This is a genomic window from Pseudodesulfovibrio sp. 7M6 (assembly GCF_050058625.1).
Taxonomy (GTDB): Bacteria; Desulfobacterota; Desulfovibrionia; order Desulfovibrionales; family Desulfovibrionaceae; genus Pseudodesulfovibrio; species Pseudodesulfovibrio salinus.
On sequence record NZ_CP188816.1, the window covers coordinates 230,883 to 246,630 of the forward strand.

Here is a 15,748-nt window from a genome sequence, read left to right on the forward strand (position 1 = left end):
AGAGTCTGTGCTCGGTAATGGCCTGTCGGTTCGCGCAAGGAATGCTACTTGAGTTTGCCCTCCCCATGTTGATGGGATATGAGCCGGTTATGAAACAGCAAAGGGATAACCGTACATAATGAGCGCACTTCGGATAGCGGCGATCGTCCATTCCCTGGCTGGCGGGGGCGCGGAAAAAGTTGCTGCGGTCTTGTCCGGCGAGTGGTCGGCGCGCGGCCATCAGGTCGGTGTTTTCACTCTGGAGCACGCCGAGGTCTCCGGTGCATATTCCTTGCCCGCCGAGGTTGCTGTGAACCGGCTCGGATTATCTGGTAATTCCTCCAACAAGCTGGCTGCGTTGGCGAGCCTGTTGCATCGGGTGCGTCGCCTCCGGAGCGCGCTGCGAGCGTTCAAACCCGATGTGGCCGTGGCGTTTGTCTCCGAGGTCAACGTCCTGACCACGCTTGCCTGTCTGGGGACCGGTATCCCGGTCGTCATTTCCGAGCATTGCCATCCCGACTATTTTCGTATCGGTCGTGACTGGGAATTGTTGCGGCGGTTGACCTATCCTCTTGCCGATGCGCTGGTCGCTGTGAGCGACGGCGTTCTCGATTGTTTTTCCTGGCTCCGCATTCCCCGGCGTACCATCTACAATCCCACGGCCTTGTTCCAGGTCGCGCCGTTGCTCGCCGATCCCGCCCGGACGAAACGGCTGGTGGTTGCTGCCGGGAGGCTGACGCACCAGAAGGGGTTCGACATCCTGATCCGGGTGTTTGCCCGGTTGGCCAGCGAGCATGCCGACTGGCAGCTGGTTATTTACGGTGAGGGGCCGGATAGAGAGTCGCTGGAAGCCCTTATAGAGGCGAGCGGAGCAGCCGGTCGGATTACACTGCCGGGCCGGGTGGACAACCTGGACCGACGACTGGCCGAGGGGGATTTATTCGTGATGCCCTCCCGTTTCGAGGGGTTTGGCAACGTGCTGGTGGAGGCCATGAATGTCGGGTTGCCGGTGGTTGCCTTCGATTGTCCCAGCGGGCCTTCCGAGGTCGTTTCGGATGGGGAGAATGGTTTCCTGATTCCGGCCGGAGATGAGGATGCGCTGGGGGATGCCATGCGCCGACTGATGGCGGATGCCGATTTGCGGAGCGAGTTTGGCAGCAACGGGTACGCCGCCAGCGAACGGTTCAGTGTGGATCGCATTACCGACGATTGGGACGCGATCATCGCCACGGTGGTGGGGAAGGCATGAAGATCGCGCTCACCATTCATGCCCTTCGCAAAGGGGGCGGCGGCATGGAGCGCTCCGCCGCCGATCTGTCCGCCGCCTGGGCCGGATTGGGGCATGACGTGACCATTTATGCGCTGGCCGGGAACGAGGCCAAGCTGCCGCACGCCTTTGACCCGCGTGTCGGCATACGGGCACTGGGGCTGAACCGTCCGGCCAGCAACAAGGTCGGGGCGATCCGGGAAATTTTACGCACCATGGCCGGGGTCCGTCGGGCCTTGCTGGACGCGGAAACCGACGTGGTGGTGGCCATTGGCAACCAAACCGCTGTGGCGACCCTGGCGGGAACGCTACTGAGCGGCGTGCCGGTGATTGTGGCGGAGCGAACCCACCCTGCAATGTACCACATCGGTCGGGGGTGGAAGGAGTTGCGACAGCTCCTTTATCCGCTGGCGGCGGCGCTGGTGGCGCAAACCGGAGATATTGCCAGGTGGTATGAAACGCACCTTCGGGCCCGGCGGGTGTATGTCGTTCCCAATGCCGTGGCCGAAGCGCATTGTCAGGCCAATCCGGAACGGGAAGGGCGCAAGGAGGTCGTCGCGTTGGGCCGCCTGGACGAGATCAAGGGGTTTGATGTGCTGGTCAAGTTGTTCGCCACGCTGGCTGCCGATTACCCCGAATGGGATTTGTGTATCTATGGGGAAGGACCGGAGCGAGCCCGTTTGGAGCGGCTTGTGGCCGAGCATGGCCTTGAAGGACGCGTTTTTCTGCCTGGCTGGGTGGAAGACCCGCAGCGGCATCTGTCTCAGGGGGATTTGTTCACCCTGACCTCCCGAACCGAAGGATTTCCCAATGCATTATGCGAGGCCATGGCCTGCGGGCTGCCTGCAGTGGTCTTTGATTGTCCGAGCGGCCCGGCTGATATTATCCGTCCGGGAGTGGACGGCAGGCTCGTGCCGCCGGGAGATGTGGAGCGTTTTGCCAGGGAGCTCGCCGAGCTGATGGAAGATGCGGATGAGCGGCAGCACATGGGGGCGCGCGCCAGGGAAATTGTGGAGCGGTTCTCTGAAGAGCGTGTCACCGGCCTGTGGGCGAAACTCTTCGCCGAAGTGGCTTCTTCCTAATTCCTTGCTAACAGGTGTCGGCATATTCTACGCCGCGTTACAGTCGCTAGTCTCTGGTCACTTCTGGTTTGTGTTTGGCTTCGGCCAGGTCCGTGAGGAACTCCCGCAATCGGAGCACGCCCGGGTTGTTCTCCATATACCGATAACTCGCACGGGACAGCAGTGCCGTGCTGAGGATGACCAGCGTCAGCAGGACGACGTCATTTGTGGTGGAGAATATCCGTTGTACCAGGTAGGTGAGCAGGCTGATCGTAATGATGTGGCAGAGGTAGGTGGAGTAGGACCAGTCCCCGGCAGCGGAGAGCCATTTGCCTAATCCGGCATGAAAAAGTCGCCAGTCGTTTATTGAAATAAATGCGGTAACGACGCTACCGGAAACCATAACCCTGGAAAGCAACTTGTAATCAGTGAAGGTTCCCAGGGAGGCGAAGGCCACGAAGACTAGGCCGGAGATGGCCAGCGTGGCCGTAGCGTGTTTCTCCAGCATAGCCCGGACGTGGGTGAAGACATAGGCGATCAGGAAGCCGCAGAGGAACTCCCAGAGCAGCTTGTTGCCGATCACGCTGCCGTACGGCAGGCTCTCGGGATAGGTCAGGGGGCAGAGCAGCACCGCAGCGGAACACAGCAAAATGGCATGCTTCTTCGAAATGGCAATACAGACAGACAGCACCGTATAGAAGAACATTTCGAATATGAGAGTCCACCCGACCATTAGCAATGGGTACAGGCCGATCCCCGAAGGGTTCTCAGAAGGGAAGAAAAGGTATGAAGCGGCGAGGGAGCTCGCGTCATATTGCGTGAAAAAGAACGCCTGCGGTAGCAGTGCCACGAGCAGCGCCAGCAGGGTAGTGTAGAACCAGTAGGTAGGGACGACCCGAAACAAGCGGCGGAAAAAGAAGGCAAGTCCGTCAGTGGTAGCCTTATGGGCGGAAAGAAACATTACAAAGCCGCTGATAACAAAGAAAATATCGATTCCGAAGGCTCCGTAGCGGGTGAATAATTTTCCGAGGAATCCATGCCCTTCAAAGTGATGGGCGATCTGCATATAGTGATGGAAGACAACCATCCATGCGGCAATGCCGCGTAGTGCCTGCAGCGATATGTATTTTTTCTTCACCCGTCTTTTCCCAAGCTTCTACGCGTCACTCAGCAGCTTTTTGGCGATCTCCAGGTCGTACAGGGCGAGGGGGTTGCGGCCGGTGGCGCGCTCCTTGTACATCTCGGCGGCCTGGCGGATGGCCTCGTAGGGCACCCACTGGTGTTTTTCCCAGACGATCGGTTCCATGGGGTTGTAGAGCCGGAATTCGATGTCGCCGTTGTTGTCCCGCACGTACATGCGGACTTCGGGGTGCTGCAGGGAAGGGGTGTAGTAGGCTCCGCGTTCGTCTTTCATTATTTCTCTCCAAGGGCGAAGTCGAACCGGAGGGATTCGCCCATGTCGTATACCTTGATGTTCATGGCCTGGAGCAGGACCGTCAGAGGCCTGCCGAACAGAAATTCATTGAGGGCCGGGTCCATTCCGCCTTTCTCGGCGGTAAGCCGACGCAATTCGCGGTCGTAACGGACTATTTCCTGAAGCGTCCGTCCCGCTTCCGCATCGCCATCACGAGCCCTCTTGGCCGTTGCCTCCAGGGAGGCCGGAGCACAGTTGGCGTCGTGCTCGGTCACGAGCTCCAGCAGGGGGTGTCCCTCGGGCAGGAGGTCGCGCCGGGTCAGCCGGTCCTTGCCGTACATGGCGGCAAGCGGCTCGATATCCTGACAGAACAGGGCGTCGCATTCGGCCGGCCGGTTGCCGTAAATGGAGCAGTCGTGTCCCTCGGCATTATAGAAGACGCAGGTCCAGGTATTGTCCCGGCCTTTGATCTTGAGCATCTCCTCCTGGAGGCATAGGATGGTTGCCGCGGGTTGGTCGTAGACGCGTTCGCCCGGCCGTAAAGTGACGATGGCTGCGAGCGGGATTATCCCCTCTTCAATGAGTTGTCTGTCCTGCTCATGCAGGGCCGGTCCGCCCTGGATGCAACAGGCTCCGCAGCGGGTGCACTTAGGGGCGTTGCTGTTTGTTCCTTGCAAGTTTGTGTTGCTCCTCACCTTCAATTGGGGTATCGATTAAAACGATTTTCAGCCTACCGCCATGGACCGATACTCTGCCCGGGCAGCAAAGGCAACCCCGGACGGACGGCAGTGTCTTCGACACAGGGCGGATAGTTGACCACATATGTAGGATTGGCAATGCTTTTGCGGCAATTACCGGTTGACATAAAACCGGAGTGTCCATTAGATTGGCTCCCCTGCATACCTTGTGAAAAGTGGTGCTAAGTCCTTTTTGACGGGGCATCGCTGCAACGGAAGCAAAGGTGTCCGGGGCTCCGGATGACATCGAAATCTGCTGCTGACCCGGATTTATCAATGGTTGATGGCAACATCTTAATCAAACAATGGAGGTTAAGGGAATGGCGAAACACAAAACTCCTATGTTGGATCAGCTGGAAAGCGGCCCGTGGCCCAGCTTCGTATCCGACATCAAACAGGAGGCTGCTAGCCGAGCCAAGAATGAAAAAGGTCTTGACTATCAGGTGGCAGCTGACTGCCCCGAGGACCTGCTCGGCGTTCTGGAAATGTCTTATGAAGACGGTGAGACCCACTGGAAGCACGGCGGAATCGTCGGCGTTTTCGGTTACGGCGGCGGCGTTATCGGCCGGTACTGTGACCAGCCCGAAAAGTTCCCCGGCGTGGCTCACTTCCACACCATCCGCGTGGCTCAGCCCAACGGTAAGTGGTACAGCACCTCATTGCTCCGTTCCCTGATGGACATCTGGGACCTTCGCGGTTCCGGTCTGACCAACATGCACGGCGCCACCGGCGATATCGTTTTCCTCGGCACCACCACCCCGCAGCTCGAAGAGATCTTCTGGGAACTGACCCACGATCTGGAAATCGACCTCGGTGGTTCCGGCTCCAACCTGCGTACGCCTGCTACCTGCATGGGCATGTCCCGCTGTGAGTACGCCTGCTACGACACACAGGAGCTGTGCTACAATCTGACTCAGGAATACCAGGACGAGCTGCACCGCCCGGCCTTCCCCTACAAGTTCAAGTTCAAGTTCGACGGTTGCCCCAACGGTTGCGTTGCCGCTATCGCTCGTTCCGACCTGTCTTTCATCGGTACCTTCAAGGATCCCATCAAGATCGACCAGGAGAAGGTCGCTGCCTACGTCGGTGGCGAGATCGCTCCCAACGCCGGTGCTCATGCTGGCCGTGACTGGGGCAAGTTCGACATCCAGAAGGAAGTCGTTGACCTGTGTCCGTCCAAGTGCCTCAGCTACGAAGACGGCAAGCTGACCATGGACCACAAGGAATGCGTCCGTTGCATGCACTGCATCAACACCATGCCGCAGGCCCTGAAGATCGGCGACGAGCGCGGCTGCTCCATCCTGTGTGGCGCAAAGGCCCCGATCCTCGACGGTCCTCAGATGGGTTCCCTGCTCGTTCCCTTCATGGAAGTGAACAAGGACGACGATTACCAGTCCATCAAGGATCTCATTGAGAACGTTTGGGATTGGTGGATGGAAGAAGGCAAGAACCGTGAGCGCATTGGTGAGACCATGAAGCGCCTCGGCTTCTCCGCCCTGGTCGAGGCCGCCGGTGTCCCTGTCGACGCCCGGATGGTCCAGGAACCCCGCCACAACCCGTACATCTTCTGGAAAGCGGAAGACGTCGAAGGCGGCTGGGATCGCGACATCAACGAATTCCGCAAACGCCACCAGCGCTAAATATTGGAGGAAAAAAACATGGCTTTCATTTCTTCCGGATACAATCCCGCAAAACCGATGGAAGGTCGGATTTCCGACATTGGTCCCCGTCACTTCGGCGAGTACCTTCCCCCGGTCATCAAAAAGAACTTCGGCAAATGGGACTACCATGAGATCCTGGAGCCGGGCCTGCTGTGCCACACCGCCTTTTCCGGCGACAAGGCCTACACCGTCCGTTGCGGCGGCGCCCGACTGATGTCTGTTTCCCACATCCGTGAAATCTGCGAGATCGCCGACAAGTACTGCGGTGGCTTCCTGCGCTTCACCACTCGTAACAACATCGAATTCATCCTGGAGTCCCTGGATGACGCTAAAGCTCTGAAGGCTTACCTGAACGAGCAGAAGTATGAAGGTGGTTCCCTCAAGTACCCCGTGGGTGGTACCGGTGCTGGTGTTACCAACATCGTCCACACCCAGGGTTGGATTCACTGCCATACCCCGGCAACCGACGCTTCCGGTACCGTTAAGGCTACCATGGACGTCGTCTTCGACGACTTCCAGGACATGAAGCTGCCCGCCCCGGTGCGTATCTCCATGGCTTGCTGCCTGAACATGTGCGGCGCAGTGCACTGCTCCGACATCGCCATCCTCGGCATTCACCGTAAGCCCCCCATCATCGACCACGAGTACCTGGACAACCTGTGCGAAATCCCCTTGGCCGTGGCTGCATGCCCGACCGGTGCTGTTCGCCCGTCCAAGGTCGAAGTCGGTGATAAGACCTTCAAAACCGTCGCCATTAAGCAGGAGCGCTGCATGTTCTGCGGTAACTGCTACACCATGTGTCCTTCCCTGCCCCTGGCGGACAAGGACGGTGACGGTATCGCTCTGATGGTTGGCGGCAAGATCTCCAACCGTATCACCAAGCCTTCCTTCTCCAAGGTTGTCGTTCCGTTCATCCCGAACGAGCCGCCCCGCTGGCCTACGATGACCAAGGTGATCAAGAAGATCCTCGACACCTACGCTGCCGATGCTCACAAGTATGAGCGTCTGGGCGACTGGGCCAACCGTATTGGTTGGGAGCGCTTCTTCGAGAAATGCGGCCTGGAATTCACCTCTCATCTGATTGATGACTTCCGCGATCCCGCATACTACACTTGGCGCCAGACTACGCAGTTCAAGTGGTAGAATAACAAAATGCCCGGGGTACGGCTCTTTCGTCGTACCCCGGCTTTTTTAAAATAGTAAGGAGTCAGTCATGCCTATAGATCCGGAAGCCGGAAAAGCTGAAATCCTCAAGTTTTGTGAAGAGAAGTCTTCGAGCAAATCCAAGTTCTACTTCAATGACTTCACCAAGCTCTTCCCGGATGCTAAAAGCCGTGAGGTCAAAAAACTTTTGACCGCTCTGGTTCAGGAAGAGAAGATGGTGTTCTGGTCCTCCGGGTCCACCACCATGTATGGCCTGGCCGGTGCCGGCAAGCAGGCCGCTACCGAGGGCGAAAGCTAATTCTTTGCTCCCTCAGGTTCTTTAGGCCTTGTCCATCTCTCAAGGTGGACAAGGCTTTTCTTGATTTTTGACCGGCGTGAATTGCGACGCTCATGCAGATTTCCATTCCTCGTTGTATCCTGGCCGGACTTTCCGGTGGAACGGGCAAGACTATCGTCTCCCTTGCCTTGGCGCGTGCTTTTGTGCGTGCAGGCAAGATCGTTGCTCCTTTCAAAAAAGGGCCGGACTACATAGACGCCAAGTGGCTGGGCCTTGCCGCCAACCGGACCTGTTCCAATCTCGACCCTTATTTTCATTCCGATCCAACCTTGCGCTCCCTGCTCGTAAACAAATCGAGCGGGGCGGACATGAGCCTCATTGAGGGCAACCGTGGCCTGTTTGACGGCAAGGACGAGCAGGGCTCTTGTTCCACCGCGGAGCTGGCGCGCAAGCTGGATACGCCGGTCATATTGGTCATCGACAGCACCAAGATGACGCGTACTGTTGCGGCCATTGTTCAGGGATGTGCCTCGTTTGAGCCAGGGCTGCGCCTGGCCGGAGTCATCCTTAACCGAACCGCCGGATCGCGACATCGATCCATCCTGCAAAAATCCATCGAGACCCATACGGACGTGCCTGTGCTCGGGATGCTGCCCAAGATTGCGCACGACCCCATACCGGAACGGCACATGGGGCTGGTCTCGGATCAGGAATATGGCGAGGGGCCTGACACCGGCGTGCACGCGGCACTGGATTCCCTGGCCGATCTTGCCGATGAATGGCTGGACATGGGGGCCATAGAGAACGTTTTTCTGAGTGCCCAGGATTTCATGGGCGATGCCGCACCGCTGTTTCCCGGGCCTGCCGTGCCTGCGAAAGTACGCATCGGTTATGTGCAGGACGCGGCGCTCTGGTTCTACTATCCGGAGAACCTTGAGGCTTTGGAACATGCCGGAGCTGAACTTATCAAACTTTCCGTACTTTCGGACGCCCCTTGGCCCGAGCTTGACGGTCTGTACCTGGGCGGGGGGTTCCCCGAGGTTTTTGCCGAGAAGATATCCGAAAATAGAGTCCTGCTGCACCACCTCAAGCGGCTTGCCCAAAGCGGGCTGCCCATCTATGCCGAGTGCGGCGGCTTCATGCTTCTGTGCGACTATCTGGAAATGGATGGTGTCCGCCATCCTATGGCCGGTGTCTTTCCGGTGGGGACAACGTTTTGCCCCAAACCGCAGGGGCTGGGGTACACAGAGGCCGAAGCTGTCGGACAGAATCCATTTTATCCAATAGGTTCAAAGGTGTTGGGCCATGAGTTCCACTATTCGGTGTGTCTTTCGGGCGAGGAGGGTAACCTGAACTACACCATGAAATTGAACCGGGGAAAGGGCGTCGGGATGGGCCGCGACGGAGTGCTTTATGAAAACGCCTTTGCGGGGTATAATCACATCCACGCACTGGCTGTACCCGGATGGGCCGAACGTTTTGTGGCCGCTGCCAGTCGGCATAAGAAAGATTAAATCAGGAAACTCGCAATAAATATGAATTTGTTGAAACAGTGGTATGACCGTGGCGTTAATGTGGTAGGTGTCGCACCCTCCTGGAAGCAGGATTGGCGATGGGTCTGTTTGTGGTCGTTGCTTGCGTATATTGCGGTAGCTGCCTTGAGAATGAGTTTTGCCGGTCGTTGGGATCATCCTGAACTGTGGGTGGCCGGAGAGCGGATTATGTCCACACACGATGCCTATTTCTGGCTGGCTAAAGCCAAGGGCGTCGGACAACTGGCTGAGTACCCTGTTGCAGAACTGGCTGCTTGGCTTCATCAATGGTTCGGTTTCTCTTTGGGGGGTATCGGCTTCTGGGCGCCGGCCATTATTTCTTCGCTGACAGGCGCAGTTTGTTGTCTTTGGGGGTGGATGCTCGGTGGCCGTCATGCCGGAATTTTCGCAGGATTAGCCGGAGCGCTGACTCCGGGATTTTTCTATCGTACCCGTCTGGGCTACTACGATACGGATATGTTCACGTTGGTTATGCCGCTGCTGATAGCTCTGCTCCTGGCGTTTTGGCTTGAGCCGCACCTGCGTCGGGCCTGGTTCAGGCATGAGGAGTCGGTGATTGCCGATACTCCTTCCCTGTGGAAGGCCTTCGCCTGTGGCGTGATAATGCGAATAGCTGTCCCGTGGCATGCCGATATTGCCAACGTCGCTATTTTGTATATCCTTTTCGCTGGGTTAGTCCTGCTTTTGGGCGGAGCTTCAGGGAAACGGAACAATGGCTTTTGGGGACTAATCGTCATCCTGTTGCTCGCTTTCCCTGGGGAACTGTACGGATCGTTGTCCGTTTTCCCCTTCTCGTACATTCACCTCGACTATGTCTTCCCCTTCTATATGTCAGTCTACTGGCAATCTGTTCTGTGGGGCGGAATATGTGCGTTGGCCCTTTGTCTTATCGGAGAGTGGAAAAACCGACCTGCTGTTTTCAGTAATGTGTGGGTCAGCCTTGGTTTGTTCGTGGTTTTTGCCTTTGCCGTCCATTTGATTCAAATTCCGCTGTTTGCCGTCCTCGGCAAGCTGGCAATGTATTTTAATCCTGCGGGAACGGCTCCGGCTGGGGCATCGGCTCCTGTCGGCCCGCAGTATCCCGCAGTTTTGCAGAGCATCAAGGAAGCCAAACTGCTTTCTCTGGAGATTGTGCTGCAGCGCGGTGCCTTTGCTGCCTGGGTTGGCTGGCTGGGGCTTGCCGGTGGGCTGGTGGTGTGTGTGTTGCGCCCGGCTGCCATCATGCTGTTGCCACTGATCCTCTTGCATCTGCTCAGTGTCCGTATTGGCGTCCGGTTTACCATGTTCGGCGGCGCTGCACTGATGATCTTTCTCGGAGTTGCATTGTACTGGCTTACGCAGACGCTGCTGCGTTCTTGGGCCCGCAGAGAGTTAGCCACCCTGAGCGTTCAGTTAATTTTGGGCATTGCCGTTCTTGGATACTGCCTTGTTGGATATGCAAAAGTGCCCTTGACCCCGGTTTTTTCCCGTGGTTATGCGGAAGCGTTAATAGAACTGGGCAAGACGGCTCCGGCGGATTCCATGGTCTGGAACTGGTGGGACTGGGGATATGCGACGCAGTACTATGCCGGGCTGCCCACGGTGATTGACGGCGGCAAGCATTCCGGAAGTGATGTTTATCCCGTGGCCTATGCTCTGTCGACATCCAGCGCGGCCAAAGCGGCCGGTATGATGCGGTTCAGCTCACAGTTTCCGATTGATCGCACTGATGAATTCGGGCTCGCCCCGGACAAGGTCTGGGATGCTATGCCGCGCAATGGGTTGGACGATGCCCTGAACGCCGAGCTGTCGAAACAGGACTACCCGACAACTGGAAAGCAATACCTTGTGGTGTCCTGGGACAGCCTGCGGGTCGCCAAATGGATCACCTACTTTGGCAATTGGAATCTGGAAACCGGAATCACGGAACAGGCTTCAGTGAACAACTATCAGCCTGGTGAACTGGGGATCGATATCCGTCGCGGTGCCGTTATGGACAGGAGAGGCGGCGGCGGATTGCTCAAGGGCATCATCGTTTTGGACAACGGCCAGGCTCAGTCGCACGAGTATTTCATGAATTCGGTCGCGCCTCAGCTGTTGCCTGTCAAACAGTATCTGGCCGTCAACAAGGTAAGCGGTCAGGCCATTGCCCTGGATAGGCTCGCCTACCGTTCCATGATGACCAGGTTGTTGGCTGGGAATCCCGATGATCCTGAAATCACACCATATTTCAAACTTGTTGTAGATAAACTGCCTTTTGTGCGAATCTATGAAGTTGTACAAAGCGGCAATAAATAAAGAGAGATAAAATATGTCGATACCTTTCATTAATCTCAAGGCGCAATATCGCCGTATTGAAGAGTCCGTAAAGAGCGGCATCGAAGGTGTTTTGGAGCATGGGGCCTATGTCATGGGCCCGGAGATTTCCGAACTGGAAAGTCGGCTGTCCGACCACTGCGGTGTGCGTCATGCAGTGGCCTGTTCTTCGGGAACGGATGCCCTGATGATGGCTCTCATGGCCCTTGAAGTGGGACCGGGCGATGCCGTCTTTGTCCCCCCTTTCACCTTTATGGCCACAGCCGAGACCGTGGCATTGCTGGGTGCCACGCCCATCTTCGTGGACGTGGATCCCGTGACCTTCAATATAGATCCGGACGAACTGAGGCGCCGGATTGGTGCCGTGCGCGATACGCGTCCGGACCTGACTCCCAAGGGTGTCATTGCAGTGGACCTTTTCGGTCAGCCTGCGGATTATGACCGTATCGAACCGCTGGCGCACAACAATGGGTTGTTCCTCATCGTGGATGCGGCACAGTCTTTCGGCGCCACCTACAAGGGACGTTCGACCTGCTCCCTGGGCGACATGGCCTGTACCTCCTTTTTCCCGGCCAAGCCCCTGGGCTGTTACGGCGACGGCGGCATGGTCTTCACCCACACCGACGAACTGCAAAAGCTGTTGGTCTCCATTCGTGTGCACGGCATGGGCGATGATCGGTACGACAACGTCCGTCTGGGCATTACCGGCCGTCTGGATTCCATCCAGGCCGCAGTGTTGCTGGCCAAGTTCGAGATTTTCGAGGAAGAGATCGGTCTGCGGCAGCAGGTTGCGGATCGCTACGCCGTGTTGCTTGCAGACGTGGAAGGCGTCACCGCTCCTTCGGTGTCGGAAGGCAATACCTCGGTCTGGGCGCAATACTCCATCCTTGCCCGGGACGGAGCACATCGCACGGAGTTGCTCGACAAGCTTAAGGCGGCTTCCATTCCGTCCGCCATCTACTACCCGCTTCCGCTGCACTTGCAGCAGGCCTTTGCCAAACTGGGACACGTCAAGGGTGATTTCCCGGTGAGCGAGGACCTGGGCGAGCGCATTTTCAGCCTGCCGATGCATCCGTATCTTACGGTGGAAGAGCAGGAAGCCATTGTTGGAGCGCTCAAGGGGTAACTTGTGGCAAAGGGGCGCATCGCGACATTGATCCGGCTGGGAAAGCCGGTCCTGGCCGGTCTGGCCCTGGCATACTTTGCCACGGGTTTTGTGGACCGGCCCGCACCTGTGCATTTTCAGCCGGAAAACCCCTATGCCGCCCAGCAGACGGCCATCGTCGAGTCGCCCGTCGACTTGGTGGTGGAAAAAAACATCCTCAAGCTGGGATCACCGCTTTCCGTCCCGGCGGTGGAGCGCGTGCCGGAGGAAAATCCCCTGGCCGCACTTGAAGGTAAGGCTTCCGTCCCCGAAGATTCCACACCATCTGAAGAGGCTGTCCCTCTTTCGGCCAATGGAACAGACATGGGACAGGACAACGCAACCCCGGCGGTGCGTGGTGAGGTAGACGCCGCAACCGCCCCGTAATCGGCCGCCAGCCGTTACGGTAATCACCCGAGACAACAGCGCCGGCAGGACCGGCAAAAGGAGCAGAGCATGATCAAAATGGAAACCAGCATGGGCGATATCGTCATCGAACTCGACTTTGAGAACGCCCCGAAGACCGCAGCCAATTTTCAGCAGTATGTTGAGGATGGTTTTTACGACGGTCTGATTTTCCATCGCGTTATCAACGGATTTATGATCCAGGGCGGCGGCATGGACAAGGACATGAATGAAAAGCCCACCCGTGAGCCCATCGAGAACGAGGCCGACAATGGTCTGAAAAACAAGTGCTACACCTTGTCCATGGCTCGGACTATGGATCCCCACTCCGCCTCCTCCCAGTTCTTCATCAACGTCAAGGACAACTCCTTCCTGGACTTCAGCAGCAAGACGCCGCAGGGCTGGGGCTATGCCGTGTTCGGCAAGGTCGTGGATGGAACCGATGTTGTGGAAAACATCAAGGGTGTCGAGACCGGCCGTCATGGCTATCATGACGACGTACCGGTAACCCCGGTCGTCATCAACAAGGCCACCGTGGTTGAAGACTAACCAGGGCCGCAAAATGCCATAAAAAAGGCGGGCACTCGGTTGAGTGTCCGCCTTTTTTGCGTGTGGAACTGTGGAGCAGACTGCTCCGGTTGCTCACAAATTCATTTTGCCTTGGCGGCTACACACGCAGATCAAGTCCGGTATATCCTCCGGTCATGCCCTGAAGGCCGAGCAGCCCGCCACCGCTGAACCAGGACTGTGCGCTGACGTTGTTCTGGCACCACCAGGACATGGTCTGCAGCTGGATATTCTGGTTGAACTGCGTCTGGGTGAGTTTGCTGCCCGCCGTGCTGGTCAGTTTGCCGAGCTGAACGATATCGTAGAATTGGCTTACCACGTCGGGATTGTCTTCAAAATATTTGTCGATGATTTCCTTGCCTTCGGTCCCGTCAGCCACGGTCACCTTGCCGGTTTCGGCATCATAGGACATGGCCAGGTTCTGGGTGACGTCTATGCCGAGCTTTTTGAGGTCGGCCATGACTTTCTTGTCCCACTTGTCGCCCAACTCTTCGCGGTAGTCGTCCACATCCTGAAACGAAAGCCTTTCGTCATCCCCTTTGGGTACGCTTTCGAGCAGCTTTGTGATGTTCGTGCCTATGCCAGTGGAAGAACTGGCTGTTTTACTGCTGTTTTCCGCAGCCTGCTCCCTGAGCGCCTTTTCCTCATTGGCAGCCTGGAGCAGTGTATAGGTGTTGGAAAGACCAGCCCCGATGGATGATATCGACATGATTGCACCTTGCCTTGGTTGGCGTGAAAAAATTGCCTACCAAAAGCATAAGCACAAGCCGTGCCAGTCGGAGTGAATTAAAAGATGGAGTTGTCGGATTGCAAGGTTGTTACCTTGGCCAGAAGTCGGGAAAGGGCGATGCCTGCCAATATGCAGAATATTGGCTCGGCAGGAATGCGGAAACGGCTTCCGCCCACGCCTCCGACAGCAGCCAAGCCCACGTAGTACCCTGCAAAGAGAACAAAAACCACTGCGAGGCGGGTGTCTCCATTCCGAATGAGCAGTACCAGCCCAAAGAAGGCCAGGAGCAACATTGCGGCGGCCAAGGTTCCCGCAGCGGCCATCGCGGATTTTTGTGACCAGCCCGTCAGCGCCTGGAGAATGGTGCTCGCATTTCCAAGCAGAGAAGCTCCTGTGTTTCTTAGGAGATGGAGCGCAAGGCTGCCAGGGTGGGCTTTAAAGATGTCCAAGCTCATGGACCGGCGGATTTTGCTCAGGGAAAGCCGGTTGGCTGTGGGTTGCGCTGCATAGCGGGTCGAAGCTTCCTGCATCAGTTCTTGCTTGTTGCGTTCAAGGGCGGTTGCGTAGTCCCCACCATCGCGCATGGCTAGTGTTCCCGCAGCCTGATATCCCAGCAGGTTTACGTCGGTTATGTTGGAGAGCGTGAATTGATCGGTGAGAACGTAATTTCGTGCCATCCAGGAAATCGGGGCCAGACTGAACAGAATCAGAAAGACCAGAATGAGTCTTCGTTGTCCTGCTTTGAGAAAGAGCAGAAGACTCAGGGTTGCTGGTATGAAAAGAAAGAGGCCTATAGGTCGGACGAGGATGGCGCAACCGAATAAAAGGGCCGCTGCGGCCACGTAACCCGCTTGGCGTACCTTTCGCCTGCATGCGACGATAAGGGTGGTGAGAGCTGCTGTGGTGAGCATGGTGAACCAAATCTCACTCAGCAGGAAGTTGGGGTAGATGGCGAGCAGAAGGTTGTACCATGTGAGTCCGGTACAAAACAGGATGGTTGTCGGACCGTAACGTTTGACTATCACTCCGGCGAAACATCCTATGGTGAAGACGGACAGATGCTGGAGGACGATGACTCCCATCAATCCCAAGTTCAGGGTTTGGCTTAGGGCAATGAGCAAAGGAAAGCCAGGGGTGCGGATGGTATCGGGCAGGCCGTCACTGTTTAGAAATGCGCCATGCTCCAGCAGGTTTTGCGCAGCCGCGAGATAGGAAAAAGTATCCGGCATAGCCTGGGGGGTTGCCCCTAATCGTAACCAGAGAAAGAAGCGCAGAGCCACCGACAGAATAAAGAGGAGTGCGGCCCAGATTAAGTATGTCTTGTTTGTTTTCACGGCACCTCGTTCCTGCTGGGGCGTACTCAAGCACACTCTGGCAGCTTTGTCATCTTCTACGAAGAGAGACGGTTGCCCAACTCAGATCAGGAAAATCACAGGCTTTGAAATGTGGGTGATTCGTCAGGAATAAAAAAACAAGGGGAAGGATGATCTCACT

The 15,748-nt window shown here is 56.9% G+C and carries 15 protein-coding genes; 10 read left to right on the top strand and 5 right to left on the bottom strand.

Going from position 1 to position 15,748, the window contains the following annotated elements:
- Nucleotides 1-118: 118 nt before the first annotated feature.
- Both ACI0FG_RS01025 and ACI0FG_RS01030 read left to right on the top strand, forming a co-directional pair.
- Nucleotides 119-1,228, top strand: a complete 1,110-nt coding sequence (locus ACI0FG_RS01025) for a glycosyltransferase family 4 protein (RefSeq protein WP_419786698.1) — start codon at nucleotides 119-121, stop codon at nucleotides 1,226-1,228.
- Nucleotides 1,225-2,328: a glycosyltransferase family 4 protein gene (locus tag ACI0FG_RS01030; RefSeq protein ID WP_419786699.1), complete on the top strand. Its 1,104-nt coding sequence runs from the start codon at nucleotides 1,225-1,227 to the stop codon at nucleotides 2,326-2,328. The genes ACI0FG_RS01025 and ACI0FG_RS01030 overlap by 4 nt, the downstream gene beginning before the upstream one ends.
- Before the next feature lie 46 nt (nucleotides 2,329-2,374).
- Here ACI0FG_RS01030 and ACI0FG_RS01035 read toward each other — a convergent pair whose 3' ends face one another.
- Genes ACI0FG_RS01035 through ACI0FG_RS01045 form a run of 3 tightly spaced genes read right to left on the bottom strand, consistent with a single transcriptional unit; the run spans nucleotide 2,375 to nucleotide 4,398 of the window.
- Nucleotides 2,375-3,445, bottom strand: coding sequence for an acyltransferase family protein (locus ACI0FG_RS01035; RefSeq protein ID WP_419786700.1), 1,071 nt, complete (start codon nucleotides 3,443-3,445; stop codon nucleotides 2,375-2,377).
- An 18-nt stretch (nucleotides 3,446-3,463) separates the two neighbouring features.
- Nucleotides 3,464-3,721 (bottom strand): hypothetical protein, encoded by a 258-nt coding sequence (locus ACI0FG_RS01040; protein WP_419786701.1) that lies wholly within the window; start codon nucleotides 3,719-3,721, stop codon nucleotides 3,464-3,466.
- The gene (locus tag ACI0FG_RS01045; RefSeq protein ID WP_419786702.1) at nucleotides 3,721-4,398 is read right to left on the bottom strand and encodes a YkgJ family cysteine cluster protein; all 678 of its coding nucleotides are present in this window, start codon (nucleotides 4,396-4,398) and stop codon (nucleotides 3,721-3,723) included. Before ACI0FG_RS01045 ends, ACI0FG_RS01040 begins: the two co-directional genes overlap by 1 nt.
- A gap of 380 nt (nucleotides 4,399-4,778) precedes the next feature.
- On the opposite strand from ACI0FG_RS01045, the gene dsrA reads away from it, so the two are divergent.
- From dsrA to ACI0FG_RS01085, 8 genes are all read left to right on the top strand, one after another.
- A complete protein-coding gene (gene dsrA / locus ACI0FG_RS01050) occupies nucleotides 4,779-6,098 on the top strand; it encodes a dissimilatory-type sulfite reductase subunit alpha (protein ID WP_419786703.1) in 1,320 nt (439 codons plus the stop codon).
- Nucleotides 6,099-6,116: 18 nt separating this feature from the next.
- A complete protein-coding gene (dsrB, locus tag ACI0FG_RS01055; RefSeq protein WP_419786704.1) occupies nucleotides 6,117-7,262 on the top strand; it encodes a dissimilatory-type sulfite reductase subunit beta in 1,146 nt (381 codons plus the stop codon).
- Nucleotides 7,263-7,332: 70 nt separating this feature from the next.
- Nucleotides 7,333-7,581, top strand: coding sequence for a dissimilatory sulfite reductase D family protein (locus ACI0FG_RS01060; RefSeq protein ID WP_419786705.1), 249 nt, complete (start codon nucleotides 7,333-7,335; stop codon nucleotides 7,579-7,581).
- A gap of 92 nt (nucleotides 7,582-7,673) precedes the next feature.
- A complete protein-coding gene (locus ACI0FG_RS01065; protein WP_419786706.1) occupies nucleotides 7,674-9,074 on the top strand; it encodes a cobyrinate a,c-diamide synthase in 1,401 nt (466 codons plus the stop codon).
- Between the two features lie 21 nt (nucleotides 9,075-9,095).
- On the top strand, nucleotides 9,096-11,390 hold the full coding sequence (locus tag ACI0FG_RS01070; protein ID WP_419786707.1) for an STT3 domain-containing protein: 2,295 nt from the start codon (nucleotides 9,096-9,098) through the stop codon (nucleotides 11,388-11,390).
- Between the two features lie 13 nt (nucleotides 11,391-11,403).
- Nucleotides 11,404-12,534: a DegT/DnrJ/EryC1/StrS family aminotransferase gene (locus ACI0FG_RS01075; protein WP_419786708.1), complete on the top strand. Its 1,131-nt coding sequence runs from the start codon at nucleotides 11,404-11,406 to the stop codon at nucleotides 12,532-12,534.
- Between the two features lie 3 nt (nucleotides 12,535-12,537).
- Complete coding sequence (locus ACI0FG_RS01080; protein WP_419786709.1) at nucleotides 12,538-12,939, top strand: hypothetical protein; 402 nt, start codon at nucleotides 12,538-12,540, stop codon at nucleotides 12,937-12,939.
- 69 nt (nucleotides 12,940-13,008) lie between these two features.
- The gene (locus ACI0FG_RS01085) at nucleotides 13,009-13,506 is read left to right on the top strand and encodes a peptidylprolyl isomerase (RefSeq protein WP_419786710.1); all 498 of its coding nucleotides are present in this window, start codon (nucleotides 13,009-13,011) and stop codon (nucleotides 13,504-13,506) included.
- A gap of 118 nt (nucleotides 13,507-13,624) precedes the next feature.
- On the opposite strand, the gene ACI0FG_RS01090 is transcribed toward ACI0FG_RS01085, so the two are convergent.
- Complete coding sequence (locus ACI0FG_RS01090; protein ID WP_419786711.1) at nucleotides 13,625-14,233, bottom strand: hypothetical protein; 609 nt, start codon at nucleotides 14,231-14,233, stop codon at nucleotides 13,625-13,627.
- Nucleotides 14,234-14,310: 77 nt separating this feature from the next.
- Nucleotides 14,311-15,483 carry a hypothetical protein gene (locus ACI0FG_RS01095; protein WP_419786712.1) on the bottom strand — a complete coding sequence of 391 codons (1,173 nt, stop codon included), beginning with the start codon at nucleotides 15,481-15,483 and terminating at the stop codon, nucleotides 14,311-14,313.
- Nucleotides 15,484-15,748 lie beyond the last annotated feature (265 nt).

What these genes read in the sequence shown, in the direction of transcription:
- ACI0FG_RS01025 (WP_419786698.1), top strand. Translation starts at nt 119, where the DNA reads ATGAGCGCACTTCGGATAGCGGCGATCGTCCATTCCCTGGCTGGCGGG.
- ACI0FG_RS01030 (WP_419786699.1), top strand. Translation starts at nt 1,225, where the DNA reads ATGAAGATCGCGCTCACCATTCATGCCCTTCGCAAAGGGGGCGGCGGC.
- ACI0FG_RS01040 (WP_419786701.1), bottom strand. Translation starts at nt 3,721, where the DNA reads ATGAAAGACGAACGCGGAGCCTACTACACCCCTTCCCTGCAGCACCCC.
- dsrA (WP_419786703.1), top strand. Translation starts at nt 4,779, where the DNA reads ATGGCGAAACACAAAACTCCTATGTTGGATCAGCTGGAAAGCGGCCCG.
- dsrB (WP_419786704.1), top strand. Translation starts at nt 6,117, where the DNA reads ATGGCTTTCATTTCTTCCGGATACAATCCCGCAAAACCGATGGAAGGT.
- ACI0FG_RS01060 (WP_419786705.1), top strand. Translation starts at nt 7,333, where the DNA reads ATGCCTATAGATCCGGAAGCCGGAAAAGCTGAAATCCTCAAGTTTTGT.
- ACI0FG_RS01065 (WP_419786706.1), top strand. Translation starts at nt 7,674, where the DNA reads ATGCAGATTTCCATTCCTCGTTGTATCCTGGCCGGACTTTCCGGTGGA.
- ACI0FG_RS01070 (WP_419786707.1), top strand. Translation starts at nt 9,096, where the DNA reads ATGAATTTGTTGAAACAGTGGTATGACCGTGGCGTTAATGTGGTAGGT.
- ACI0FG_RS01075 (WP_419786708.1), top strand. Translation starts at nt 11,404, where the DNA reads ATGTCGATACCTTTCATTAATCTCAAGGCGCAATATCGCCGTATTGAA.
- ACI0FG_RS01085 (WP_419786710.1), top strand. Translation starts at nt 13,009, where the DNA reads ATGATCAAAATGGAAACCAGCATGGGCGATATCGTCATCGAACTCGAC.
- ACI0FG_RS01090 (WP_419786711.1), bottom strand. Translation starts at nt 14,233, where the DNA reads ATGTCGATATCATCCATCGGGGCTGGTCTTTCCAACACCTATACACTG.
- ACI0FG_RS01095 (WP_419786712.1), bottom strand. Translation starts at nt 15,483, where the DNA reads ATGCCGGATACTTTTTCCTATCTCGCGGCTGCGCAAAACCTGCTGGAG.